This window comes from Vibrio cidicii (genome assembly GCF_009665415.1).
Lineage (GTDB): Bacteria > Pseudomonadota > Gammaproteobacteria > Enterobacterales > Vibrionaceae > Vibrio > Vibrio cidicii.
On the sequence record NZ_CP035922.1, the window covers coordinates 1,044,468 to 1,070,260 of the forward strand.

Genomic DNA, 25,793 nt, shown 5'->3' on the forward strand with positions numbered 1-25,793 from the left:
TTCAAAGAAATGATAGTTGTTATCATTTAGATTAATTCCAAGCAAGATGCATAAGGAACAAAACAATGAACACCGAGATCGCTGCATGGTTAGCCCGAGATCCTGATCCAATCAGTAAAACCGAGTTACAAACCCTCATTGATAACCACCGAGACGAAGAACTGGCCGATCGCTTTCGCGGCCGACTCGAATTTGGCACCGCTGGCCTACGTGGCAAAGTCGGCGCTGGGCCAAATCGTATGAACCGCTTAGTCATTCAAGAAACGGCCGCGGGGCTTGGTCACTACCTGATGCAAACTATCGACAACGCCCAATCGCGCGGCGTAGTGATCGGCTATGATGGCCGCACCGATTCGAAACAATTCGCTCACGATACCGCGGCGGTGTTGAGTGCGCTGGGGTTTAGAGTCTACCTCACGTATAAAGTCTCCCCGACTCCGGTAGTCGCCTATGGGGTAAAACATTTCCACGCAGCAGCAGCCGTGGTGGTGACAGCGAGTCACAACCCTCCCGAATACAACGGCTTCAAGGTATATTGGGAAAACGGCGCGCAAATCATTCCCCCACATGATGCAGGCATTGCCACGCAAATCGACCTCGCCGCAGCGCGCCCGATCCCTTACCAAGCGCTGGAACAAGCTGAACAAAATGGTTCATTGATATGGCTGACGGAAGAGTATTACCAAAGCTACCGTGAAACCATGAATAACCATCCGCTGCTGGAGAAAAACGCGCCCAATAATCTCGTGCTGGCTTACACCGCTATGCACGGCGTGGGCGCTGAAATGGCCGAAACGCTGCTTCGAGACGCAGGATTTTCCGAGGTCCACAGCGTTGCCGAGCAACGTGAACCAGACGGCACATTCCCGACGGTAAACTTCCCCAACCCAGAAGAGGCTGGAGCGATGGATCGGGTGATCGAATTAGCCACATCGGTCAATGCCGAGATTGCGTGCGCCAACGATCCAGACGCTGACCGCTTTGCCGTTGCCGCAAGACGAAGTGATGGGCGCTACCAGATGCTCAGTGGCGACCAAGTCGGTGCGTTGTTTGCGGACTATCTGCTTAGCCGCGGCGATGCGAGTAAACAGTTGGTCGGCAATACCATAGTGTCATCTCGCCTGTTGTCTGCCATCGCCAAACATCATGGCGCAAGCTACTACCAAACGCTAACCGGTTTCAAATGGCTGACTAACGTAGCGATGAACCTGCAAAGCGAAAACCAGCAGTTTCTTTTTGCTTATGAAGAAGCGCTAGGATACACAATCGGCAACAAGGTTTGGGATAAAGACGGCTTGTCTGCGCTGGTGGCGTTTGCCCAGCTCACCGCCAGATTAAGCGCACAACACATGACCATTTGGGATAAGTTGGAAAGTCTCTATCGTCAACATGGTTTCTATTGCAATGCGCAGCGCAGTATCGCCCTCTCTCCCGATTCACCGCCGATTGGCGACAAGCTAAGAGCACTACCGCCCAAAACGATTGGCGGGCAGAAGGTCGTCGTGACTGAAGATCTCAAAGCTTCTTTGCGTTTTGTCTCAGGTGGCATCACAGAGGCAATCAATCTGCCTGCCAGTGATGTGCTGATCTATCATCTGGAGGATCAATCGCGTGTGATTGTCCGCCCTTCAGGCACAGAACCAAAGCTGAAGTGCTATTACGAAGTGATTGGCGATTTCCCGGCTGAAATGGATTACGCCACTGCGCAGCGTCATACTGAAGAGAAGATGAACGCCCTGATCAACGCTCATCAAGCAAGTCTATAATCTGATTGTTTCACGCCAAGCAGAAGCTTGGCGTGTTAACCATTCCCGAGTGTACGCTAAATACGTTTTTGCAGAAAATATTTACTAATGCCTTCGGCTGGAAATCCGCGATACTCACCCACTTTTTCAAAACCCAGTTTGAGGTAAAAACCCAGAGCTTGAAAACTGAAGGTGTCGAGATAAAGATCCGTTATCCCTTTGGGTTTGACTTCCGCCTCTAAACGTTGCATCAGTTGCGTGCCAAGACCGCCCTTGCGATGGTTTTCATCCAACCAGAGAAATTCAACAAACACCGTGTTCGCAAATAAGTTGCCTGTCAAACCGCCGACCATTTTGCCCTCTTCATCGCGCACAAAGCAGCCAATTCGTGTTACTTCACCTGAAGGTAAATGCTGCAAGTTATAGGCACGAATGCCGCTACGAATCGTTTCAAAATCCTCCGGCTGGAGATCAAAAGTGAATTCCGTTGTCATCGTCATGGTGACGTGCTCCTCTGGCTAAGAAAAAGCCAGCAGTTGCTGGCTTTAGAAATGAGGCATAACCCTATCACGAGTTGAAATTGGATAACATCCAAAGAGATAAGAAAACAAATACCAGCCCCATGAGCTTATGTTGATAGAGGCGGAAGGTATCGCTTTCCAGCAAACGCTTACCCAGCGTTCCGGCTAATACCACCAAGCCGAGATTGAACAGTAACCCCAGTAAATTGAGCAGCAGCCCCAGAGCCAGCATCTGCTCACCAGAGCTGGCGCTGATGTTGGCCGACACAAACTGTGGCAAAAACATCACAAAGAAAACGAGCGCTTTCGGGTTAAGTAAATTACTCATTAAAGCGCGCTGATAATAAGTGGCCGCCATCGCTTTGGCGTCGTAGTTTTCCGGGGCCTGCGCAGGCGTGCTTGTGAGGCAATCCCAACCCATTTTCAGCAAATACGCACCACCGAGCAGATGCAGCGCTTTTAAGGCAAGTGGGCTCATGGCAATTAAAGCCGACACGCCCATCGCCGCAAGCAGAGTGAGAATCATACCAGAGGTCGCATTACCCAAACTGGCAAAAAGGCCCACTCTTTTTCCGTAGCTCATACTTGAGCTGGCGATCAACAACATGTCGGGGCCAGGCAACAGTAGCAGAGCAATGACCGCCGTCAGGTAAACAGGCAATATAGAGAAATCGATCATTTGTTTAGTGAATCGTTGTCAACAAAGCGGCGGATTCTATCCTAAGCCATGCAAGCAAGCCATATTTACGGCTAATCATTTAATATCAAGCCAACTATATGACTAATAAATATCCGAAGAACGGAGAATCAAACCAATTTACCCGCGGTGATATCATCCAGAGCAATTTTGTACAAAAATGGCGTTTCGAACTCGGGTAGACTGGACGAAGATGCTGTTGCGAATCACCACACGATGAAAAATGAGAATAAAGAAATCGCCCATTTCCAGATTGCCGCCGAACTCGGGGGCTTAGAACTGCTGGATGCCAAGTACGAGAAACAGAATTTTTCTCGGCACTGCCACGAAGGCTACACCATTGGCGTGATTGAAAAAGGCGCGCAGCGATTTTTCCGCACCGGAGGAAACCACATCGCACCGCAAGACAGCATTATTCTGGTCAATGCCGATGAAGTGCATAACGGCCACTCAGCTACCGAAGGGGGCTGGGAGTACAAAGCGATGTATCCGGTGCCGGAGCAGTTTGCCAGACTGAGTGACGAGCTCAATTCGCCCAACTTGGCGCAGCCTTACTTCCCGCAACCCGTGGTGTACGATCCTGAATTGGCAATGCAGCTACGGCTGGTGTTTGACACTTTAGCCAATTCAGACAATCGGTTACTACGCGAAACATTGGTGTACGGCACCTTGATCAAACTGGCGGCCAAACACAGCAGTGTACGCCAGCCGCCACGAACGCCTGTCTCTGCTCAGCGCCAGCTCTCGCTGGTCAAAGAGTTTCTTGATGATTTCCCCCAAGCCGATGTCTCTTTGGAAGAACTGGCGAAACTTGGTGGCATAAGCCCGTTTCACTTGGTGCGGGAGTTTCAAAAAAACTACGGTTTTCCACCACACGCCTATCAGATCCAGCAGCGTTTGCGCCTTGCCAAGCGGTTATTAAGAGGTGGGCAGCGCATCTTGGACGTGGCGCAAGAGTGCGGTTTTCATGACCAAAGCCATTTCCACCGTCATTTTAAAAAAGCCATGGGCGTGACGCCGGGGCAGTATGTCAAGCATTTGGATCGCTTGGCAAATGGCTAGCCGTCGCGTCTTCTCTCAGCAAAAAAATACAACACTTTGCCCACACGTCTCGCTAAAGTGAGAAAAAACAGCAAAGAGTACACTATGGATATCAGTTTGACCTCACAACAACACGACTCAAAAACGAGACGATTCTGGCAAGGCACGATTGCCATGATGCCACTGAGTATCGCTGTTCTTCCTTGGGGGCTGCTTGCCGGCTCCTTTGCCATTGATTCAGGCTTACATCCTTTTGAAGGACAAGCCCTGTCGGCGATTCTATTCGCCGGCTCGGCGCAACTGGTCGCAATGGGCATGATCAAAGCGGGCGCAGGGCTGACGACCATGCTACTCACCACCTTTTTCATCACCTCTCGCCACTTTCTCTACAGCGTGTCGATGCGCAGTAAAGTAGCTCCTTTGCCGCTAAGGTGGCGTTTGTCACTGGGTTTCTTGCTAACCGATGAGCTGTTTGCCCTCGTTGGGCATCAAAGCGAAAAGCAGTTTGATCGCTGGTACGCGCTGGGTGCAGGGCTTAGTTTTTATCTCTTCTGGAATCTCGCGACCTTTGCTGGCATTTTGGCGGGCAGCTTCCTACCTCAGCTCAATGAACTGGGTTTAGAGTTTGCCGTCGCCGCCACTTTTATTGCCATCGTCGTCCCCGGGATCAAAAATCTGCCGGTCTTGCTCAGCGTCGTAACGGCCCTGCTGCTTTCGGTGGCATTGCACTTTTTTAAGGTCGAAGGCGCTTTGATGATTGCCAGTATCGGCGCGATGGCTACAGGCTATTTAGCCGAAGAGCTTGGAGGTAAAAAACGATGATTTTATTGACTATTTTAGCCATGACAGCGTTAGTGTTTGCCAGTCGCTATCTGTTTCTCGAACCCAATCTGCCTTTGAAATTAGGCCAGCGAACGCAACGCTTTTTGAGCTACGCCAGCCCAGCGGTTTTAACCGCCATCTGGGCTCCGATTGTCTTCTCCCCCGAGGGAGAGCTTCATCTGTCGCCGCAAAATCCGTACATTTTAGCCGCGCTGCTGGCGGCCTTCATCGCATGGAAAAGCAAGAACGTGCTGCTGACGACTATCGTCAGTATGGCGGTATTTCTGCTGCTAAAGCTGCTGGTGTTCTAGCTCGCCAGCCATTCGATTTCGATCAAGGTATGCTCACCACATTTAAGGCGGCCCAAGAAAACGTCGCCTTTGTGCACCACTCCGACACCTTGCGGCGTTCCAGTCATGACGATGTCGCCATCTTGTAATGTCACGTAGCCTTTCAGTTCGGCTAAGATGGTCTTTGGAGAGTAGAGCATCTGATTGACATGCCCCTTTTGTACTCGGACGCAGTTGATAAATAGCTCAAGGTTGAGATCGCCGATATCCAATCCGGCAAGCGAAACAAAACGGCTCAGAACCGCAGAACCATCGAACGCCTTCGCCCGCTCCCACGGCAGCCCTTTCCCTTTCAGATAAGTTTGCATCTCTCGTTTAGTGAGATCCAAACCGATGCCAACGCCTGTATATTGGCCATCTTCCACCACAAAACAGATCTCAGCTTCATAGTGCAACGGCTCTTGATGGAATGAACTCAGGGAGGGAGTGACCGAAGTAGCAGGCTTATGAAATAGAACCATCTGTTCAGGCAGCGCGTTATCTAACTCTTTAATGTGTTCGACATAATTTCGCCCGACACAGAGCACTTTACTTGGCTGCAAGTTTTTGTTTCCTAAATAGATAGGATGCATTTTTCTTCCCTGAATGAACTCAAAAAATAGATTCTAAACCAGCCACTGATAAAGTGCTCAGAATTCAATCACAGAATGACAGAAAATGAGATCTGCTCTCCATTAGCCCAGTTGGCCAATCACTCGTTCACACAACGTTTTCAAGGTGAGCAATTCATCCAAAGAGAGATCAAACTTGCACTGCATCTCTCGCGGAATCGACAACGCTTGCTGTTTTAACGCTTGCCCCATCTCTGTCAGGTAGAGCTCTCGTACTCTTTCATCATCTTTCCCGCGCCGCCGCTCTACGATGCCTTTGCTCTCCAAGCGTTTGAGTAGCGGCGTTAAGGTGCCCGAGTCGAGATACAATTTTGCACCGAGATCTTTCACGTTGATGCCGTTTTTCTGCCAGAGCACCAACATCACCAAATATTGAGAATAGGTGAGATCGAGCTTATCAAGTAACGGACGATACGATCGAATGACCGCATTCGCGGCGCTGTAGAGCGGAAAACAGATCTGATTTTCCAGCAAAATGGCATCTTCTATACTGATCTGGCAATTGGAGTGGGACTGAGACATAGAATCATCCTTGCAAATAAATTGCGCACAATATACTTGCAAACAACTCAGGGATCGATATAAGATTGTAAGCAATTAAATTGCACACAATCAAAAAACAAAGGAAAGACGATGACGACACTGTATAAAACATCCGCAACCGCTTCTGCTGGTCGTAATGGCATGGTCAGCACCGACGACAAACTGCTTGAGCTGAATTTAAGCTATCCAAAAGAGATGGGCGGCAGCGGCGCAGCCACCAATCCAGAACAGCTATTTGCTGCAGGTTACGCCGCCTGTTTTTCTAATGCGATTTTACACGTCGCGCGCGAGGGCAAAGTGGCTTTAAAACACGCTCCGGTAACGGCAACGGTTGGCATTGGTCCAAATGATCGCGGTGGATTTGCCTTAACAGTGGCTTTAAACGCCACACTGGATCTCCCTCAACAAGAAGCCAATCAACTCGTTAGCCTTGCGCATCAAGTCTGCCCTTACTCCAATGCTGTACGTGGCAACATTGATGTGAAAGTGAGCGTCAACGATCAGCCACTGTAACTAAATCGGCCAGCAGAAACGCTGGCCTTTTCTTCTGCCCATCTCTTTTTCATCTTTCGCTATACGCTTCGTATAAAAACCAATCAATTCATAGATTTGAAATATATTCACAACCGAATTGTCATCAATCAGCCATCGATTGTTCATTTTCAACCCGTACCTTAGCCACATAAACAAAACGGGCAAGTAAGCCCATTGATTACAAATAAGGTAACAAGTAATGAAAAAGGCAGCTCTAGCAACAGCAATTCTTTCAGCAGTGGTAACAGGTTCTTCATTTGCTGCAACGGTATACAGCAATGAAGGCACCGAACTAAAGATTGGTGGCCGCGTTGAATTCCGTGGTGACTTCATCGGCAGTAAAGGCGCTGAAATCGACGGTACGATGAAAGACAGCACACGTGCTCGTCTTAACCTTAAAGGCAGCACCGATTTGGGCAACGGCCTAGAAGCATTCGGTTTCTATGAAGCTGAGCAAGGTACAGGCAAAAGCACCTTTGACAACCGCTACATGTATGCTGGTGTGAAATCTGACGCAGGTTCGTTCTCTGTCGGCCGCCAAAACATGGCTGCAGTGATTATCTCTGACCTAACGGACATGACTGAGTTCTCTGGTGTACAACAGTACATCGACTCATCATCAGACAAAACAGACAGCACTTTTGCTTATCGTGGCACTTTTGATGCGCTGCAAATTCAAGCCACTTACTCAGCAAAAAGTGCAGACAACAGCGACCTTATGGGTATCAGCGGTTTGTTTTCCCTACCGATGGGTCTAGACCTTGGTCTGGCTTATTCATCTGGTGACCTCGGTAAAGGCGCAGGCAGCGAAAACCAAATCCTAGCAGGTGCAGGTTACACGCTCGACAAATTGTACCTCGGTGCCACTTACTCAACTGGTGATATCGATGATAAAGCGAAGAAAGAATTCACAGCGTACGAACTTGTCGCGCAGTACAAAGTCAGCAAACCTTTTAGCCTCGCGCTGCTCTACAGCTTCGCAGAAGAAGACAACAACGGCACGAAGTCTGACGCAACTAAGGGTATTGAGTTGGCTGGTTACTACAAACTGAACAGCAACTTCCGCACTTACGCCTCTTACTACATGAACCAAATGGATGAAGTAAAAGACGCAGCCGGTAAAGTCACCCAAGGTGAAGACACGCTTCGCTTGGGTGTACGGTACGATTTCTAATTGTCCTTAACACTTAGAGTCTTTAAGCCGGTCCAGTCACCGGCTTTTTTTGTTTTCGAGCAACGATGGCGTCAATTGGTGCATAACAACTTGCCCTCACTGTGCACCAAAGGGGATATTTGAGCCTGATCTTGGTGCAATCAACGGCATATCAAAATAGATAAGTCTATAAATATCAATAATTTAAAAATTGGCACACATCATGCTTTTATTAGAGTACAAATGCATGGCAGCGTTTGTGCTTCTCGTTCTTAGCCTCTTAATCAGAGGTAACGTCCTTTAAATCGGCATTTGCCCCCTTCACTGGGGGCTTTTTTTATCTCGCATTTGGTAGCGAAACGTTGGCTTAGCCGGCGAGAAAACGTATGATTCTCAAACTTTTATTAACACCAATTTTCTATGCATTCTCAACATCACCCTATTCGAGGCGCGAGTTGGATGTTAACCGCAGGGCTCGCTTTTGCTTTGGTTAACAGCCTCGCACAAATTGCCAGTATTCATTTTTCCATTCCGTCTACCACCGTTGCTCTGTTGCAATACGGTATTGCGCTGATTGTGATTCTTCCGTATCTCAGAACCCTCGGTATCCGCCGTTCACTGCGAACCTCGCACTTTGGTTGGCATGCACTGCGGGTTTTTCTCTCCGTGATTGGCATCCAATTGTGGTTGTGGGCACTCGCCTACCCGGTGCCAATTTGGCAAGGCATTGCGCTTTTGATGACATCACCTCTGTTTGCCACTATTGGCTCGGGCCTGTTTCTCAAAGAAAAAGTCGGTATCGCTCGCTGGGCCGCCACATTAATGGGGTTTGTCGGCGCGATGATCATTCTTGAGCCATGGACCGATGATTTCAGTTGGGCGACCTTATTGCCTGTCGGTGCAGCCTTCTTCTGGGCATGTTATTCACTGATGGTGAAAAAGCTCTCAGTGAATGATCCCCCTTCCACCATGGTGGTCTACTTACTGCTTTTGATCACCCCGTTTAACATTATGCTGGCCTTGCCCGATTTTACCCTGCCGAGCAACACAACTATTTGGTTGGTACTTTTTGCCGCAGGCTGCATGACCGCACTGGCACAGTGGGCGGTGGTGAAAGCGTATGACAGCGCTGATGCTTCCTTTGTACAACCGTTCGACCACGCAAAGTTGCCGCTCAATGTCTTGGCAGGTTGGCTGGTTTTCGGCTGGGTTCCACCAGGTCGGCTTTGGGTTGGCGCGGCGATCATTATCGCTTCCGTCGCTTTTATCACCCATTGGGAAAGTAAGAAAAACAGACGGTGAGAAATCGATACTAAGAAAGCCGTTGCTAACAAAACTGAAAGTAAGAAAGCCGAAAGTTAGAAAAACCGAAAGTTAGAAAAGCCGATAATTTCCACTAGGCTGAAAGAAAAGGCAGATAGGTTCGTTCTTATTCACAAGAAACTGATTAAATTAAAGCGAATAGCCAAATTAAGGAAACACTCGTGAGTAAACCGATCAAAATCACTTTGTATAAATGGGCCGGAAGTTGGGGCCCTTTTAAAGTCAATATTCCTTGTGGCGAGTGCACCTTAACCAAGGACATTCTCACTGACACCTTTGCCAACGAATTGGCAGACGTACCCGTTGAGCTTGAGGTCAAGGATTGGCTTTCTCACTGGTGGGAACCGCTAAAACGGGGCGCTTGGCACGCACCGATTCTGCTGGTTGAAGGCAAAGTAGTCAGTCAGGGAGAGGCGCTCAACCGTGGCGTATTGGTTCAATCGGTCATCGCCGAATGGTCTAAGCGCGATACACTCAAAGGCAACATCGTCTACGGCAAAGCGACCTGCCCTTACTGCGTGAAAGCCAAAAAACGACTGGATGATGCAGGCATAGAATATCTCTATCACGATGTGGTCAAAGAGAGTGCGGCTCTGTATCGCATGATCCCTGAGGTAAAAGCCATCATCGGAGAGAAAACGCCTGTGACCGTCCCACAAATATGGCTGGAAGGCCATTACATCGGTGGCTACGATCAACTGCAACTCTGGCTAGAGCAACGTGGTTTAACCTCGTTGCCAGACAATGTGCTGGATATGAGTCACCAATCGGCTCACTAAAATCCTAACTGAGCGAAAATAAAAAACCTGGCTAAAGCCAGGTTTTTTTTGAAATTTTATTACAAATCGATGATCTTATTTTGCCATTTTTTTAAACATACGGCTGATCAAAGAGGCTTTCTTCTTGGTGCTTTTTCCGTACAAAGCGTTGTGCATCGCTTGTTTTGCCATCATTTGACCAATGTACGCGCCACCTAGTTCGTTACCCATTTTGCTTCTCCTCAGTTTTCTTTTCTCTCATTTACGTTGTAATTTTACTTCATATTTGACCAATAACAAGCGTTAGATCACATTTATTTCGTAATTTTATTTCATGAGATGATAAAAAGATCTTATCGAAATAAGAAAAAGAGGGCAGCGTTGCCGCTATCAACAAAAAACGCCGCGGTGAACAACACGGCGGCGTTTTAACACAAAGAGAAAGGAGGTTAGCTGCGTTTGGGCTGCTGGTATGTTTTGCCTGCCGCTTGGTAAGTCTCCTTCGCTTTCACTTCAAACATGCAGTCAAAGAACCAAGCCGCAAATTTCACCAAGTGCTCGCCTTCGTTCATGATGTGTTCTAGGTACTCGGTTTCTTCTCCCGCGTCATTCTCTTGGTAAGAAACATGATAGACACGTCGCTCCCCCTCGACTTCAGCCAAAACAAATTGACCAGTGAGAGATTGCGCTGCCTGCGAAATTTCTTCATCGTCCGACGCTTTTAGCAATTCCAGCGCTTTAGGTAGGTTTTCTTGCTGGCAAAGCGCTTTCACCAGTTGTTCAAATTCGTTCTGTTGCATCAGTATGCCCTTGTGAAGATTTGCGCGCATTGTAGTAATGCCGCTCGGTAGAATCAAGCTCACACTTGCTGTACTTCGCGAGCAACAATAATACGGCTATTAAAAAGCAGTACCGCAAAGCAACCACTTGCCACCATCAGATAGAACAGCCCTAACTGTGTTTGCGTGGCAATGCAGTGCTCCACCAAAAAGCCGCCCAACAACGCGGCAACCGACATTTGTACCGAGCCAGAGAGCGCAGACACCGCGCCCGCCTTTTGTTTATGTGGCGCTAGCAGCAAGCTGATCGACAAGGGAAATGACAAGCCTTGAGCAAAACTCATCAAGGTGAAAGCGCCCACAAGACTCGCCACACTCAGCGGTAAGCTCATGAGTGCAAGCCCCGCCAGCACAATCAGGGTAAAACTGAATCCAAGCACCATCCGGATAGTAAAACGGCGCAGCAGAATATTCACTGCGACACTGCCACAAAGAAGCCCGACGGAGGGAACGATCATCAAGCTACCGTAATCTGCAGCCGATAAACCAAGTTGATTTTGCATCATGAAGGGGAAAATCGATAAGCTGACTAAACTCGCGAGGTAACTCATCCAGTTAAAACTTGCACTGCCCAAAACTTGCGGGCTGCTCAACAGTTCACGGTAGGTCGCAATTAGGCTCAGTGGACGAAAGCGTGTTTTCGCATACGGCAAAGTTTCCGGTAAGACAAAATAACCCAGCGTGAAGATAGCCAATAGGTAACAGAGCACGAACACAAACACCGCTTGCCAACTAATGTGAAAGGCTATCCAACCACCAAACACCGGGGCGATGATCGGCATAATTGACGCGGTTACCGAAATGTACGACAGCGCTTTGGTCAGTTGATCACCTTCGTAGCTGTCTCGCAATACAGAGCGCCCGAGTACCGATGCACTCCCTGCGCCCAATCCTTGCAACAAGCGGCCAAATTCCAACGCTTCCATACTGGATGAAAAAGCGATGCAGACTAAGGTACCCAAGAGATATATCCCTTGACCAACAATAAATACCGGACGGCGGCCAATCGCGTCCGAGAACGGCCCGTAGAAGAGTTGCGAGAAGCCAAAACCGAGTAAAAACAGGGTCACCAGTTGCTGCACACTGGCTTGCGCCAAACCGAGTTCAGCACTGATCATCGGCAGCGAAGGCATGTAGATAGCCACTCCAACCTGCCCAGTTGCAATAATCATCATCGCCAAAAGTAGTGGTGTTTTACGCAGCCGATTTTGCACTTTACTTCCTTCTCCCCTTAAGCTCATCGCCGCAGTGTATATTGCTTATGATTTGATGATAATCTAGGAAACTGGAAAGAAATTAATTCCTAGAGAGAATGAATAATGGATTGGATTCAAAGCGTACAGAGTTACATCAGAGTGGTGGAGGAAGGCAGCTTTAACGCTGCAGCGAGAAAGCAGAACACCACCAGTTCGGCGATCAGTAAGCGTATTCAATGGCTTGAAGATAAAATTGGCGTGCAACTGTTAAAGCGCACCACGCGCTCGATCAGCCAAACCGAAGCTGGCGCACTGTTTTATCAACGTGCAAAAGTGCAAATGGAGAGTTGGCAATCGGTGTTAGACGAAACACGTTCCGTCAACCAAAGCCCAGCAGGTCTGTTGAAAATTGGCGCAACCTTGGCGGTAGGCTCTAAGTTTCTCGTTCATTATCTAGATGATTTTCTTGAGAAATATCCAGACATCAAAATTCAGCTCTTTACCACGTTACCCGGCCAACTCCCTGAGTTGAGTTTGGATCTGTTTATCAGCCGCGAGCTAGAACAGTTAAACTCGCTCAGCTTTATTGCCACCCCTCTCTTTGAGCACAAGGCGACATTTTACGCCGCCCCTGCGTATCTAGCCAAACATGGCACCCCGACCTGTGCAGACGATTTGTTGCAACATAACATACTCATTTGGGGAGAAAAACCGAGCCGGGAGGTGAAAATCAACAAAGGAAAACGCCTTACTCTCTCCGGTAATTTCTCCACGACTAACCCAGAAGCGCTTTTCCATGGCGCCAAACGAGGCATGGGCATTTTGCTAAGTAACAACGTAATGATCAAAGACGAATTAAAACAAGGCACACTGGTGCGGGTTTTACCTGAAATCACTGCCGACGAATCAACGGTCTATGCTTACTATCCAAAACTCGACTACCAGCACACGCGCACAAAACTGTTTATCGACTATCTAAAAGAGCGTTTGGAGCAAGAAAGGGCCAGTTGACATGCATTTTTACCTAATGGAAAAACAGTAGCTTAGCGGCTAGGCAGACAATCAACGTTGCAAACTCAGCCAACCTGAACAATATTTAATACGATGCATAAAGTAATGATTTTGCAATTCTATGCACCAATAATAACTCGTGAAAACTATTCAGGCAGAGATAACGTCAGATGAAAGGTTCAACCTTGGAAGCTTGCATTGAACTCGATACCCTCATCCAGGCTTTGTCCCTCGATGGGAATGAGTTGCTGCACCAAGTCACTGTAGAACTGCAAAGAAAGTTTGCGGCTTACTCAACTTGCATCTTGCAGGTTGATTTGCATAGTGGCCACACCAGTATCAAGTCATGTGCCAAACGCGACTCGGATTCTGATCTTGCACGCGTGACGCCTGAATCGTTAGAGAGAGTCGCGTTAGCCATCACTGAGTATTGTCTTAGCCACGCGAGTTGTTACTGCTCTGCCCCTCATTCAGCGACACTCACCGCGATGGGAATCAAAACCTTTGTCGGGATCCCGCTTCACGCACCCAATGGTGACATTCTGGGTATGTTGATCTCCGTGTATGACTCACCGCCTGAGGAGACGGTTAATCTGATCAAGCACCATCAAGTGTACGCAAAATTAGCGGCGCAAAGCATGCGTGAACAGTGGCTCACAGCTCGATCTGATCAACTGGTTAATCAACTCAGCTACGAAGTTTCTCATGACAATCTCACTGGCTTGGAGAATCGCAGTAGCTTGAGTGATACCTTGGAGATGCTAACCGAACAGACTGAGAGCCCGTTTTCTTTAGTCTATTTAGATATTGATAACTTCAAATTGATCAATGATATTCACGGTAACTACGTCGGCGACCAAATTCTTAAATTTACTGCCAATGCCATTCGTCAGGTCTTGCCACCACCGAGGTTGGCCTATCGAATTTCTGGCGATGAGTTTGCTCTTATTACTTTCGCAGTACAGGCAGAAGATGTCTGCCAACAAATTTTGCACAGCCTCTCATCTGGGTATCAAGATAAATGCAACCATGTCAGTTTTGATGTCAGTATGGGCATAGCAAAAGCAGTCAACAAACGAGTGATGAGCGGTGAAGAACTGATCCTCAACGCTACCTTGGCGATGAAAGAGTGTAAGAAGAATCCTCAAGAACGGATACGCAGTTACGATACACATCTCAGTGCGCACTACCACCGTAAATCACAATTGATTGAAGCTATCCGCGAGCAACTCTCCTTACCTGTCGAACAAAGCGAGGAATTTTATGTCGTGGTTCAGCCCATTGTTAATGTCAATAACAAACGCTGGGACTATTTTGAAGTGCTCGCTCGCTGGAACAGCGCTGAGTATGGGGCAGTATCACCCGTTGAATTTATCGATGCTGCAGAACAGTCTGGCTTAATTACTCAGTTAAGCGAACGCATTATTGAGTTGGCGTGTCAAAGTAAAGTGTGGCTGGAAAATGAGCTAGGCTATCGAGTCAAACTCGGAGTTAACTGTTCAGCTTATGAGCTGGTCAACGACCAACGCTATTTGGCTTTTCTCGATTCGATGATGCGCAAGTATCACCACCATCCGAAAGATTTTGTTATCGAGCTAACTGAAACGGTCTTACTGACTCAATCTGGAAAAGAGCTACTTTTGCTTGATGCACTACGGCAGAAAGGCTTTCAAATCGCACTGGATGACTTTGGTACGGGCTATTCTAGCTTGAATTACATCTATAGCTACCCTATTGATGCCATAAAAATTGATGCCAGTTTTGTGCGAAATATGCTCAGCAACCAAACCGCCGAACGTGTTGTTTGGTTGATTATTCAATTAGCTAGCCAACTCAATGTCGATCTGGTCGCCGAAGGGGTTGAAGAAGAAAGTGAGTTGAACAAACTGATTGAGATGGGCTGTGAGCGAATTCAGGGCTACTACTATTCCAAACCGCAAAAACCTCAGGAAATTATTGCTAGATTGCAGGCACAGAACGCACGCAGCGCCTAAACAGAAAATCGTTTCAAACAGATCAAAGAGGGTTCACTTTGATCTGTTTGTTTGATCGTAATTGGATCATATCGCTTGTGAGGTCTGCTCATGCAAAATTGAATCCACTTCTTTCACCGTTGCTAAGAAAGATTTCATCTCCTTACTTGGCACCGAACTGGCCATTGGGATATTGGCTTTCATCGCATCAACCGGGCGATTATGCTCCAACAATTCATAGTGAAGATGTGGCCCAGTCACACGCCCCGTGTTACCAGACAAACCAATTTTTTGCCCACGCGACACTTTTTGCCCTTTTCGCACCAAGATCTTACTTAAATGCAAATAACGAGTTTTGTATTTGCTGCCGTGTTCAACCACTACATAGTTGCCGGCAAATGGATGATTACGCACCATGATGACAGTCCCATCGCCTGTCGACATCACTGGGGTACCAATTGGCGTGGCAAAATCGGTTCCGTTATGCGGGGCCACACGCCCAGTAACAGGATGCAAGCGACGTGGATTAAACTGCGAGCTCAAACGCCAATTGCGGGCAACGGGATAACGCTGGAAGGCGCGTTGCAAACTCTGCCCTTTGGCGTCGTAGAACTGCCCATCGGTGTGCAGATAAGCGCTGATTTCACGCCCACGGTTGTAAATTTTGATCGCTTCTAGCTGGCGCTTGCCACTGTCAATACCATCGATGTACTGCATCCGCCGCACGACTTCAAACTTGTCACCAGCGCGTAGATCTCGCGTGAAATTCAACTTCTCTCTTAACAAAGACACCACTTGATCAATTTCTGTACTACTTAATCCCAGGCGATTGGCCGAAGTAGAAAAGCTGCCATCAATCGTTCCCGTCAGCGGTTGCTGACGCCACTCACCTGGAAGGTTAACCTGCTCAAAATCGAAAGTCCCGTCACTGTTGCGTACATAAACCGCTTTGTCTGCGATGCTGAACTCCAACTCCATTTTATTGAGTTCACCAGTGACTTCATTTCTCCAGAATCTCAGCGTATTACCGGGTTTTAAAGTATCAAGCGCCAGATAGTTTAAGTCCGTTTCCATCACTTTCATCATCTCAGCGTAGCCAAAACCAAGCTGAGTGAAAATTGTGCTGAGGTTATCACCACTTTTTATCTGGTATTCAAAACTGGGCGGAATCAACCAACCGTCTGACTTGTTGACGAACAGCGACTCAACCACTTGGCTCGTCTCAGGTAAATTGAGCTCAATCGTGCGAGTGAGGTTGGATTGGGGTAATGACGCGGCAATACCGACAATTGCCACCAGCGGTAGTGAGAACATCATCCACTTTTTACCGCTAGTGCGTTGAGAAACACGTCTGTTAATTACTGGGGAAGACACGGCCTTACTATCTCCTGCTGAACAGGCTTCACAGCTTATGCATTTCTTATTGAGAAATCACCATGAAATTGCCATTTTTAGCACAAAAAGTCGTTCAAAAATGATTATTTAGATTGTTTGAGTTTATTTCCCACTCGTTCATATCGCTGCGTCACTCGGTCAAGCGGTTGTTCTATATAGGATTGTTGCGCCGAATGCTGCAAAAACGTCACTTCGATATACTTATTGTCGCCAAGCTGCGATTGTTCAAGCTCGATACGATCACCGAGAAGAACGGAGTCCGTCATAATGACTCGTCGCGGCTGTGGGTCATATTTAAACAATCCCAAATAGTAAAAACGGCCGCTTCCCTGATTACTGACCATGAATGGCGCAGTAAACCAGATTTCTTCATCTGAACGGAGATCCAGCTTAAATTGGGTAAACAGCGTAACGCGGCCTCTCTCCGTCCCCGCGTCATACTGACCAGATGCCAGCCCATTGGCGCTGTCATACTCATCAATAAAGGCAAACGCTTTGCTTTCGGGCACATTGAGGGTCAAGGGGTTGGGCGAAGAGATCCCAAGCCAAGCGTAAAGCAGCGCATCACTTTCTATAGGTTGATTGGGAAACTTTGCCATGATGTCGTCGTCAGTGAGGCTAAAGCGGTACATGCCCGCTACAATCACTACCGCTAACATTACAACTGGAATGAGCAAAATCAAAGGGAACAGCAATCGGCGTTTTTTCATCTTTCTACTGGGCAAAACTGAGTTAAGCAGACCTTAAAGATATTTTTCTCCATGATCAAGATAGCAACATAAAGTTGAAAGAGGACGGAACATACTTTGACTCGTTTTTGTCACGTGGAATGACCTTTCACTCAAATTTTTATATAAAAGTTAAAATTTACTTGAGAATGATCAACCACCAACAGCTCGTACCACTTTAACTTGGCGCACGCAGCGCTATAATCACCACCTTAGTCTTTGAGAGAGATGACCGTGATTTCAAGATTGCCTCGTTGGGTTGAATTTGGTGCCTTCTTATTGGCACTGTTGGCTGGCTGCGTGAACGCTATTGGTCTGATGGGGTTTCAGCACCAGGCGATTTCACATCTCTCAGGTACGGTAACGTTGCTCGGTAGCAGCTTTCTCACGGACACCACCAATACTTTTCACTTGGTGCTGATTATCGTTAGCTTTTTATTAGGCTCCACCTTCAGCGGTTTTTTTATCGAGAGCAGCGCATTAAAACTCGGTCGCCGTTACGGCGTGGCACTCTGTATCGAAGGCTTCTTGCTGATCATGTCACTCGGTTTCTTAGTCAATGGTCATATCTACGGACAATATTTAGCCTCTGCTGCCTGCGGGTTGCAAAACGCCATGATCACCACCTTCAGCGGCGCGGTAGTTCGTACCACCCATATGACCGGAGTGATAACCGATCTAGGCATCATGATTGGCGAAAGCTTGCGCGGTCAGCAGTTCGATAAACGCAAAGCTAAATTGTTCTTATGCATATTCTGCGGCTTTCTCCTCGGTGGATCAGTTGGCGCTGTTAGCTTCCTTCATTATCAACTTTACGCATTAATTTTCCCCGCCAGTCTGGCTATTACCATCGCGTTCGCCTACTGGATCTACCTATACATAAATCGAAACAAGGTTCTTTAACAGAGTTATCGATTATTTTTTGGCTTCTTCACGCAGACGAAATCACAAATTTTTGCATTAATTGAAGCTCCCCACACTCAAAATGATACAATTTCCTAACATTTGACACATAGTCAATACAATACTCTGATTTCATATCGCACATCGGATGTTACGCCTGAATATTTAGGGTATTTTGTTGAATAGTATTGCATCGAGGTGCGTTTGCGAGTACTCTCGCGAACTCTGTGATTAAACACAGACGTTTAGTGAATATCTATTCTCCAGAAATGGAAGTATTGACTAGTAGTAACATGAGAAACGTATGACAGAAAACACCAATACTGCCACGCTGACCAACGGTGAAGTGGCCGGAAAAAACAACTTTTGGAAATTTTTCATTCCTTCGCTTATTGGCCTACTTCTTTTTATGGCTCCAATCAGCTACCAAGGTGAATTAACCATCCCAGTGGCAATTTTAGCCAAGCTGGTACCTGCTTTGCTGGGCGATCATCTTGTCGCACTCGTGACGGCAATTATCGCTTTTATGGCTGTGGCCTCTCTTGCTACCAAACTTTTCCAGCCAGCGAAAATCGTCAACAATACGTTTCTCAACGGACTGTTCAACCCAAGCTCTCTGTGGCTAGTCGTTCGCCTTTTGGGTGGCGCAGCCGTGGTGATGACGTTCTTTCAAGTTGGACCAAAAGCAATCTGGGAAGAAAATACTGGTGGTTTAGTCCTAACTGGCCTTCTGCCTACTCTGTTTGCGGTATTTATCTTTGCGGGCATGCTACTGCCACTACTGCTCAACTTCGGTTTGCTGGAGCTGTTTGGCGCTCTTTTGAGCAAAGTTATGCGTCCTATATTTAACCTACCAGGTCGCAGTGCCATTGATTGTATGGCTTCTTGGCTTGGCGATGGTAGTGTGGGAATACTGCTCACGAGTAAGCAGTATGAAAGTAAGTTTTACACTCAGCGCGAAGCTGCGGTTGTAGGCACCACTTTTTCAGCGGTATCGATCACCTTCAGTTTGGTCGTGATTGCCCAAGTGAAACTGGAACACCTGTTTTTGCCATTCTACGGTGCTATCTGTCTCGCAGGCATTGTTGCCGCTATCATCATTCCTCGCTTACCACCACTGAGCATGAAAAAAGATCGCTATATCGATGGTAGTGAACCGCACGCTGACGCCAATGCCGTGCCAGCAGGCCATACCTCATTTAGCTGGGGCATGGAACTGGCTCTAGATCGAGCTGGCAAAGTGACGTCGGTAAAATCTGTGGTTGCTGAAGGTATTCGTAACGCGGTGGATATGGTGTTTGGAGTGCTACCCGTCGTTATGGGACTAGGCACCATGGCATTGATCATTGCTGAATACACACCTGTATTTTCTGTTCTTGGTCAACCGTTCATTCCTTTCCTAGAGCTACTGGGTGTACCAGAAGCCGTTGCCGCCTCTGAAACCATTGTTGTTGGTTTTGCCGATATGTTCATCCCAGCCATTTTGGCGGCTTCTATTGATAACGAGATGACTCGATTTATCATCGCAGCCATGTCGGTCACCCAACTCATTTATATGTCTGAAGTGGGCGCGCTATTGCTCGGCAGCAAGATTCCGGTCAATATCGTTGAGCTATTCGTAATTTTTATTCTACGCACACTGATCACTCTGCCAATTATTGCTGGCGTGGCGCATCTCATTTTCTAGCCCGTACGACCTTAGAGAGAGCCTCGTTTCATACGAGGCTTTCTTGCATTTGAGACATTAATGCATCTCATATTTGTGACACTTCTTTACTATCAATCCGCTTAATATTCAATCGGATGCAAAGGAAAGCCATCAAAGTCACAAAAAGAGGACTGACATCTACAAATATTTGCCTAGCTTGGAAAAAAGTAACAAATTGTACTTAGGTATACGGCGCAAATGCCGATATTACTTCTACAATTATTAAAAATTACAAAGCTTGCTGGAATTAAGTTAGGGGATTTATATGAAATTCAGTCATAAAGTTGTAGCAGCCTCTTCTGCGCTGCTGTTAGTGACTATATCCTTGCTGTCACTTAAGCAAATTTACACTGTTCGCAGCACCATCGAAGAACACGTAACTAAAAGCCTAGATGAGATGATAAGCAGTGTGCGCAATACCGTGGTTTCAGAGATGGAAGCGCGTAAGATGCTGGCTCAGTCCACCACCGAAGTGATCGAGATTTCGCCATCCGATAAAGCCTACGTCAAAACCATCCTTGAGAAACCAAAATTGAAATCCAGCTTTCTTGCGGTGGGTTTCGGTTATGAAAAAGATGGTTTCGTGGTAGAAAATGACGATGGTTGGGAAGCAGGTCCGGATTACGATCCTCGTAAGCGTCCTTGGTACATCGATGCCAAAAACAAAAATCAGCTCATCGTCACCGCCCCCTATGTGGATGTGTCGAGCAAAACTGTGATTATTTCGGTCGGTACGCCAGTAAAAGAGAATGGCCGTTTCGTCGCCGCCATGTTCTATGACATGAAACTGACAAATTTGGCTAATCTAGTTAACCAAGTTAACCTTTTTGACGCAGGTTATCTGTTCCTCGTCGCCGCCGATGGCACCACTATTGCTCACCCAGAGCAAAAGAACAACGGCGAGAAGTTATCGAGTTACTTGCCACAAGTACAGCTCAAAGAAGGCTCGCAAGAGTTTGAGCTCAACGGCACTCGCTATCTGGTTGAGTTTAGCAAGATCCCAAGTGAAAACTGGTATATCGGTGCAATTGTCGATCAAGACATCGCTTTCTCTGCGGTTAACTCACTGCGCAACAACTCGATGATTTATGCGGTGATAGCCTTAATCCTTAGCTTGACCGCGCTTACCATGCTGATCCGTTTCTTAATGCGCCCGCTGGATGCATTAAACGCAGCCATCCAAGATATGGCTTCGGGCAACGGAGATCTGACTCATCGCCTTGATACCAATACCGATCAAGAGTTTTCACAACTTGCAGCAGGCTTCAATACCTTTACCGCCAATCTGCAAAAGCAAATTATTGAGTCCAAAGAGATCGGCGTAGAAATTCGCCACGGTACGGAGCTGACGGCAAGCGGTGCTCGAGGTTCGGCAGAAGCCATGAGTGAGCAATTGCAAGAGCTGGAACAACTGGCGACCGCCATGAATGAGATGGCGGTCACCGCAACCGAAGTGGCGAACAATGCCCAAGGTGCAGCCGCCGCCGCTCAAGAAGCCGACGACGCCACACAACAAGGCGCTAACGTGGTCAATCAGTCAACCGATTCTATCAACCTGCTGTCGCAACGTATTGATATGGCCGTTGAAGAGGTGCAGGGATTGGAGTCCGCGACTGCCAATATCGAAACCATTTTGAAAGTCATCAACGACATTGCCGACCAGACCAACTTGCTGGCACTTAACGCCGCAATTGAAGCGGCCCGAGCAGGTGAATCCGGGCGTGGTTTTGCCGTGGTTGCCGATGAAGTTCGTACCTTGGCACAAAGAACTCAACAGTCTACGACCGAGATTCGCAATATGATTGAGCAACTGCAATCGGGCGCATCTTCTGTCGCTGGTGCAATGAAAGAGAGTAAAAGCAGCGCAGTTGACGCAGTAGAAAAAGCCAGCTTGGCACGTAACTCTCTACAACGTATCCGTGATGCGATTCAGCGAATCACCGATATGAATATGCAAATTGCCTCCGCTGCTGAGCAACAGAGTTTGGTTGCGGAAGAGATCAACAACAACACCGTTAACATCAAAGATCTCTCTACACAGGTAGCAGGTGAAGCGCGAAATGCCAACCAAGCGATGCAAGTACAGACGGACAACGTGCGTAAATTAGACGATATTCTCAACCGTTTTACTGTCTAACTAACGATAGAAAAAGCGAAGGGTTCCCCCTTCGTTTTTTTACGGACAAAAAATACTTTATAAATTAGATATTACTAAATAAATAACTGGATGAACGGTACTTTATTAACTATAAAATTATAAGTAGTTGGTTACTTAACCAAACTGAGGGACACAGGATGAAATTTAGCCATAAAATTGTTGCAGCCTCTTCATTACTGCTGCTCGTGACTGTTTCTTTGCTAACCGCAAAGCAATATTTTACTGTTCAGGACGAACTGACCAAACAAGTCGAAGCCAGTGTCACTGAAATTGTTGATGGGGTTCGCAATACGGTTGCGGCTGAAATTAACGGCAGAAAAGCCATCGCCGCCTACTCAACCAGTATGATGGAAACCGACCTCTCACCAAAACACATTTCCGACGTCATTACCCGCCCAGTGGTTAAAAATACCTTCCTGCTCGCGGGGTTGGGGTTTGAAAAAGATGGCTCGAACATTAATAACGACCCAAACTGGAACCCAGGGCCAACTTGGGATCCTCGTGTTCGCCCTTGGTATAAAGATGCGAAGAATGCCGGAAAACTGATCATTACCGCACCGTATGCCGACTCGGCGACGAATGAAATTCTTGTCTCCATCGCGACGCCGGTGCGCGACAACGGAAAGTTTATTGGCGCGATTTTTTACGACGTGAGTTTAGCGGGTTTGGCCGAATTGGTGAACCAAGTAAAACTGTTTGATGCAGGTTACGTATTCATCGTCGCAAAAGACGGCACCACCATCGCTCACCCAGAGACAAAGAAAAACGGCAAACCCATGTCGGAATACATGCCAAACGTGCAAATTACCGACAAACCGCAGAAAGTTGAGTTGAATGGTACTTCTTATACTCTTGATTTTTCTGCTGTTCCTGGGGAAGACTGGTATGTAGGCGTGGTACTCGATGAAAGCATTGCTTACCAATCGATCAGCCAATTACGCAACAGCTCCATCATCTATACCTTGATTGCACTGATTATCAGTATCGCAGTTTTGCTGGTGTTGATCCGCTCTTTGATGCGTCCACTTGATGACCTCAATACAGCGATTCAAGATGTTGCTTCTGGCGATGGAGACTTAACTCAACGTCTAGATACCAATACAGACCAAGAGTTCTCAAAACTGGCCAGTGGTTTTAATGCCTTTACGGGCAATTTGCAGCAACTCATTAAGCAGTCTAAAGCGATTGGAGCTGAAATCTTACATGGGTCAGAAAACACCTCCGTCGGTTTACAAGAGTCTGCTGCTGCGATGCAAGAGCAATTGCGTGAGCTCGAACAGCTTGCCACCGCGATGCATGAGATGGCGACCACCGCTTCTGATGTCGCTTCTAACGCACAAGGTGCAGCTTCTGCGGCGAAAGATGCCGATGACGCCACTGTCGATGGCACGGCCATTGTCAACGACACAACTCAAGCGATCGATGAACTATCTACCCGCATTGACGAAGCGGTCACAGAGGTACAAGTGCTCGAGTCGGCCACGTCGAATATCGAAACCATTCTAAAAGTGATCAATGACATTGCCGATCAAACCAATTTGCTGGCTCTAAACGCGGCAATTGAAGCGGCACGTGCAGGCGAATCTGGACGTGGGTTTGCCGTGGTTGCAGATGAAGTGCGCACCCTAGCTCAGCGCACTCAGGAATCAACAACCGAAATTCGCAGCATGATTGAGAAGCTGCAAAGCAGCGCGAATTCAGTGGCAAGTGCGATGAATCAAAGTAAAGACACCGCGATCAACGCCGTGGCAAGAGCACAAGAAGCCAATAGCGCACTTGAGCGTATTCGCGGCGCCATTCAGCAAATTAGCGATATGAATATTCAAATCGCTTCAGCCGCTGAAGAGCAAAGCTTAGTTGCAGAGGAGATCAACAACAACACGGTGAAGATCAAAGATCTCTCCGTACAGGTATCTGAGTTGGCAGAGAGCGCCAACATTGCGATGCAAGTTCAGGTAGAAAACGTCCGTGAACAAGACACTATCTTGAACAAATTCATCGTTTAGCGCTTTTACTCACCATAAAAGGCGGCGAAGCTTAAGCTTCGCCGTTTTCTTACCACATCATCAAGCTGGTTTTCGCGTCGATGGTGAAATCAACTCGGCCTCTACTTGAACTGTAACGTTTTCCAGTCAGCACATCCGTTAAGGACGCGTTGCTAGGGATAGAAACCGACTGTTTGCGACTCGACTTATTAATCACCACAAAGCCTTCTTGACCACGACGAAATAGCAGCATGTCGTCATTGCCCTCCAACACCTCCATCTCTTCACCGTGGAATCGGTTGTGAAATGCAATCATTTTCGCCATTTTGTCATCGCACCAAACGTTCAGCCAGCGCGGTTCTCCTAAGGAGTTTTTCATTTCACTGGTGTCGAGATCGGTATAAATCAACGGGCTACCACCATCACGGCCAAGGATATAAGCGTAAGCCAACCATTCGGATGTCTCATCCATCACCAGATTGGTAAACACATCGTTATTGGGAATATCGTGGGTTACTACAAAGGTTATCGCCCTGCGTTTAGACAGTGCTTGGCCAAAACAGTAAGGATCGATCAGGCTTTTGAAACTGCCCTTTTCTGAGAAAGCCTTGAATAGCGTACTAAAGAGCGGAAAGTCGTATGCCCCCAAACGCGTTTCTTGCAAATAAGGCTGTAGGAAAAGTTCATACTCCTCCTGAGTCGCCCCTCCATCGGTAATGATCTCACCAAAAATATGCATCCCCTCAGTAATTTCATCCGTCCAAACTTGTTTAATATGCTCCAAGGTCATGTGCTTGGCTGCATCAATGCGAAAACCTTTCACACCAAGTTTTTTCAATGCTCGAAGGTAGTTACGCTGCTGTTCAATCACATGTTCATGCACACGTAATGTCGGCAATCCCGGATCACTTGGACCACCGGAGATCCGCCCGTTTTGCACCTGCCATTTATCTTTCCAGTCTTGGATGCCGAACGCTTCAACAAAGTCATTCTCGGTGAATAACGGCTCCGAAAGATCACCAAACAGGCGCTGCTTTTCAAAGTACTCAGCGTTGCTGATGTACTCTTCCAGCACAGATTTAGCTGGATAGCTCAAGTCGCGACGTTGCTTGGCTTCGTTGGCCATATGGTTAAAGACGACATCGGCGTAAACGCGAACGCCAACCGCTTCAAGAGCTTGAACCATATTGCGGAAATCTTCGGTGTTGCCGAGAAAGTTGTCGATAACACGATAGTCTTGTGGCTGATACCGTTGCCACCATTTTGCGGATTTGGCGCTACGCAGCGGTGGTGATACCAGCACCGAGGCATAACCCATTTGATTGATCTTTTCTGCTTGAGCGCCAATCTCATCATAGCGCCAGTCGAAAGCGTGCAAAATCACGTTGCCTTTTCGTTTTTGCTCGTTGTTTAAGCAAGCCATTTTCACTCTCCTTTCACGTTGCACCTTGCGAAACTGCGTATCGCCATATCGCTTCGGTGCGCCTGAAGAAAATTATAGAGCGAACTGGCTATTCGCCATCCACCTAGTGAATGTACAAACGGGAGGAAACACAGGGCGTAGAAATTGGCCAAGTAGCCAACTATCATCCTTCCTACAGTCATGGAGAAACGAGAGCATATAGAAAAAGAATTCTATCTTACTGTTTTAAAACAACAAAACAGGAAATGCACGTTTCATTTTGGAAAGACAATCTAATGATAAGTATTTGAAATTAGGCTTGAGAGCAAAATAACACTGAGATGTATCACATCAAATTTGTGAACTTAATCCAAGTAAATCATCAATCCAGAGTATT

Annotated in this window: 24 protein-coding genes; 14 read left to right on the top strand and 10 right to left on the bottom strand. The window is 47.3% G+C overall.

Going from position 1 to position 25,793, the window contains the following annotated elements:
- Window positions 1-65 precede the first annotated feature (65 nt).
- Window positions 66-1,766 carry a phospho-sugar mutase gene (locus tag EWA64_RS20170; RefSeq protein ID WP_061894456.1) on the top strand — a complete coding sequence of 567 codons (1,701 nt, stop codon included), beginning with the start codon at window positions 66-68 and terminating at the stop codon, window positions 1,764-1,766.
- 56 nt (window positions 1,767-1,822) lie between these two features.
- Here the strand turns inward: EWA64_RS20170 and EWA64_RS20175 are convergent, their stop codons facing one another.
- Both EWA64_RS20175 and EWA64_RS20180 read right to left on the bottom strand, forming a co-directional pair.
- A complete protein-coding gene (locus EWA64_RS20175; RefSeq protein ID WP_413777512.1) occupies window positions 1,823-2,239 on the bottom strand; it encodes a GNAT family N-acetyltransferase in 417 nt (138 codons plus the stop codon).
- Window positions 2,240-2,312: 73 nt separating this feature from the next.
- Window positions 2,313-2,945, bottom strand: a complete 633-nt coding sequence (locus EWA64_RS20180; protein ID WP_061894454.1) for a LysE family translocator — start codon at window positions 2,943-2,945, stop codon at window positions 2,313-2,315.
- 234 nt (window positions 2,946-3,179) lie between these two features.
- Between EWA64_RS20180 and EWA64_RS20185 the strand changes: the two genes are divergently transcribed.
- The 3 genes from EWA64_RS20185 (at window position 3,180) to EWA64_RS20195 (ending at window position 5,137) form a co-directional block, all read left to right on the top strand.
- Window positions 3,180-4,025 (top strand): AraC family transcriptional regulator, encoded by an 846-nt coding sequence (locus tag EWA64_RS20185; protein ID WP_061894667.1) that lies wholly within the window; start codon window positions 3,180-3,182, stop codon window positions 4,023-4,025.
- A gap of 84 nt (window positions 4,026-4,109) precedes the next feature.
- A complete protein-coding gene (locus EWA64_RS20190; protein ID WP_061894453.1) occupies window positions 4,110-4,826 on the top strand; it encodes an AzlC family ABC transporter permease in 717 nt (238 codons plus the stop codon).
- Entirely contained in the window at window positions 4,823-5,137 is a 315-nt protein-coding gene (locus EWA64_RS20195; RefSeq protein ID WP_039461754.1) for an AzlD domain-containing protein, read from the top strand. The genes EWA64_RS20190 and EWA64_RS20195 overlap by 4 nt, the downstream gene beginning before the upstream one ends.
- Here the strand turns inward: EWA64_RS20195 and EWA64_RS20200 are convergent.
- Together EWA64_RS20200 and ohrR are read right to left on the bottom strand one after the other, a co-directional pair.
- Window positions 5,134-5,748: a fumarylacetoacetate hydrolase family protein gene (locus EWA64_RS20200; protein ID WP_061894452.1), complete on the bottom strand. Its 615-nt coding sequence runs from the start codon at window positions 5,746-5,748 to the stop codon at window positions 5,134-5,136. The two genes, EWA64_RS20195 and EWA64_RS20200, sit on opposite strands and share 4 nt — an antisense overlap.
- Before the next feature lie 102 nt (window positions 5,749-5,850).
- A complete protein-coding gene (ohrR, locus tag EWA64_RS20205; RefSeq protein ID WP_061894451.1) occupies window positions 5,851-6,309 on the bottom strand; it encodes a transcriptional regulator OhrR in 459 nt (152 codons plus the stop codon).
- A gap of 111 nt (window positions 6,310-6,420) precedes the next feature.
- Between ohrR and ohr the strand changes: the two genes are divergently transcribed.
- From ohr to EWA64_RS20225, 4 genes are all read left to right on the top strand, one after another.
- Complete coding sequence (gene ohr / locus EWA64_RS20210) at window positions 6,421-6,843, top strand: organic hydroperoxide reductase Ohr (RefSeq protein ID WP_061894450.1); 423 nt, start codon at window positions 6,421-6,423, stop codon at window positions 6,841-6,843.
- A 220-nt stretch (window positions 6,844-7,063) separates the two neighbouring features.
- Window positions 7,064-8,038: a porin gene (locus tag EWA64_RS20215; protein WP_039444996.1), complete on the top strand. Its 975-nt coding sequence runs from the start codon at window positions 7,064-7,066 to the stop codon at window positions 8,036-8,038.
- Between the two features lie 399 nt (window positions 8,039-8,437).
- A complete protein-coding gene (locus EWA64_RS20220; protein ID WP_061894449.1) occupies window positions 8,438-9,319 on the top strand; it encodes a DMT family transporter in 882 nt (293 codons plus the stop codon).
- Between the two features lie 182 nt (window positions 9,320-9,501).
- Window positions 9,502-10,119 (top strand): glutaredoxin domain-containing protein, encoded by a 618-nt coding sequence (locus EWA64_RS20225; RefSeq protein ID WP_061894448.1) that lies wholly within the window; start codon window positions 9,502-9,504, stop codon window positions 10,117-10,119.
- A 75-nt stretch (window positions 10,120-10,194) separates the two neighbouring features.
- On the opposite strand, the gene EWA64_RS20230 is transcribed toward EWA64_RS20225, so the two are convergent.
- The 3 genes from EWA64_RS20230 to EWA64_RS20240 all read right to left on the bottom strand — a co-directional run bounded on the left by EWA64_RS20230 (window position 10,195) and on the right by EWA64_RS20240 (window position 12,112).
- Window positions 10,195-10,329 carry a hypothetical protein gene (locus EWA64_RS20230; protein WP_264299426.1) on the bottom strand — a complete coding sequence of 45 codons (135 nt, stop codon included), beginning with the start codon at window positions 10,327-10,329 and terminating at the stop codon, window positions 10,195-10,197.
- 218 nt (window positions 10,330-10,547) lie between these two features.
- Window positions 10,548-10,898 (bottom strand): hypothetical protein, encoded by a 351-nt coding sequence (locus tag EWA64_RS20235; RefSeq protein ID WP_061894447.1) that lies wholly within the window; start codon window positions 10,896-10,898, stop codon window positions 10,548-10,550.
- A gap of 59 nt (window positions 10,899-10,957) precedes the next feature.
- Window positions 10,958-12,112 carry a multidrug effflux MFS transporter gene (locus tag EWA64_RS20240; protein ID WP_369435845.1) on the bottom strand — a complete coding sequence of 385 codons (1,155 nt, stop codon included), beginning with the start codon at window positions 12,110-12,112 and terminating at the stop codon, window positions 10,958-10,960.
- 144 nt (window positions 12,113-12,256) lie between these two features.
- Here EWA64_RS20240 and EWA64_RS20245 point away from each other — a divergent pair, with 144 nt between their 5' ends.
- Together EWA64_RS20245 and EWA64_RS20250 are read left to right on the top strand one after the other, a co-directional pair.
- Complete coding sequence (locus EWA64_RS20245; RefSeq protein WP_061894445.1) at window positions 12,257-13,144, top strand: LysR family transcriptional regulator; 888 nt, start codon at window positions 12,257-12,259, stop codon at window positions 13,142-13,144.
- 170 nt (window positions 13,145-13,314) lie between these two features.
- Complete coding sequence (locus EWA64_RS20250) at window positions 13,315-15,138, top strand: putative bifunctional diguanylate cyclase/phosphodiesterase (RefSeq protein WP_061894444.1); 1,824 nt, start codon at window positions 13,315-13,317, stop codon at window positions 15,136-15,138.
- 66 nt (window positions 15,139-15,204) lie between these two features.
- Here the strand turns inward: EWA64_RS20250 and shyA are convergent, their stop codons facing one another.
- Window positions 15,205-16,491: a peptidoglycan DD-endopeptidase ShyA gene (gene shyA, locus EWA64_RS20255; RefSeq protein ID WP_061894443.1), complete on the bottom strand. Its 1,287-nt coding sequence runs from the start codon at window positions 16,489-16,491 to the stop codon at window positions 15,205-15,207.
- 104 nt (window positions 16,492-16,595) lie between these two features.
- A complete protein-coding gene (locus EWA64_RS20260; RefSeq protein WP_061894442.1) occupies window positions 16,596-17,222 on the bottom strand; it encodes a hypothetical protein in 627 nt (208 codons plus the stop codon).
- Between the two features lie 252 nt (window positions 17,223-17,474).
- On the opposite strand from EWA64_RS20260, the gene EWA64_RS20265 reads away from it, so the two are divergent.
- The 4 genes from EWA64_RS20265 (at window position 17,475) to EWA64_RS20280 (ending at window position 24,015) form a co-directional block, all read left to right on the top strand.
- On the top strand, window positions 17,475-18,143 hold the full coding sequence (locus tag EWA64_RS20265) for a YoaK family protein (protein ID WP_061894666.1): 669 nt from the start codon (window positions 17,475-17,477) through the stop codon (window positions 18,141-18,143).
- Window positions 18,144-18,447: 304 nt separating this feature from the next.
- Window positions 18,448-19,830, top strand: coding sequence for a YjiH family protein (locus EWA64_RS20270; RefSeq protein ID WP_061894441.1), 1,383 nt, complete (start codon window positions 18,448-18,450; stop codon window positions 19,828-19,830).
- Window positions 19,831-20,116: 286 nt separating this feature from the next.
- Window positions 20,117-21,988 carry a methyl-accepting chemotaxis protein gene (locus tag EWA64_RS20275; RefSeq protein ID WP_061894440.1) on the top strand — a complete coding sequence of 624 codons (1,872 nt, stop codon included), beginning with the start codon at window positions 20,117-20,119 and terminating at the stop codon, window positions 21,986-21,988.
- A 158-nt stretch (window positions 21,989-22,146) separates the two neighbouring features.
- Entirely contained in the window at window positions 22,147-24,015 is a 1,869-nt protein-coding gene (locus EWA64_RS20280; RefSeq protein WP_061894439.1) for a methyl-accepting chemotaxis protein, read from the top strand.
- A gap of 49 nt (window positions 24,016-24,064) precedes the next feature.
- On the opposite strand, the gene EWA64_RS20285 is transcribed toward EWA64_RS20280, so the two are convergent.
- A complete protein-coding gene (locus EWA64_RS20285; protein WP_061894438.1) occupies window positions 24,065-25,417 on the bottom strand; it encodes an alpha-amylase family glycosyl hydrolase in 1,353 nt (450 codons plus the stop codon).
- Window positions 25,418-25,793 lie beyond the last annotated feature (376 nt).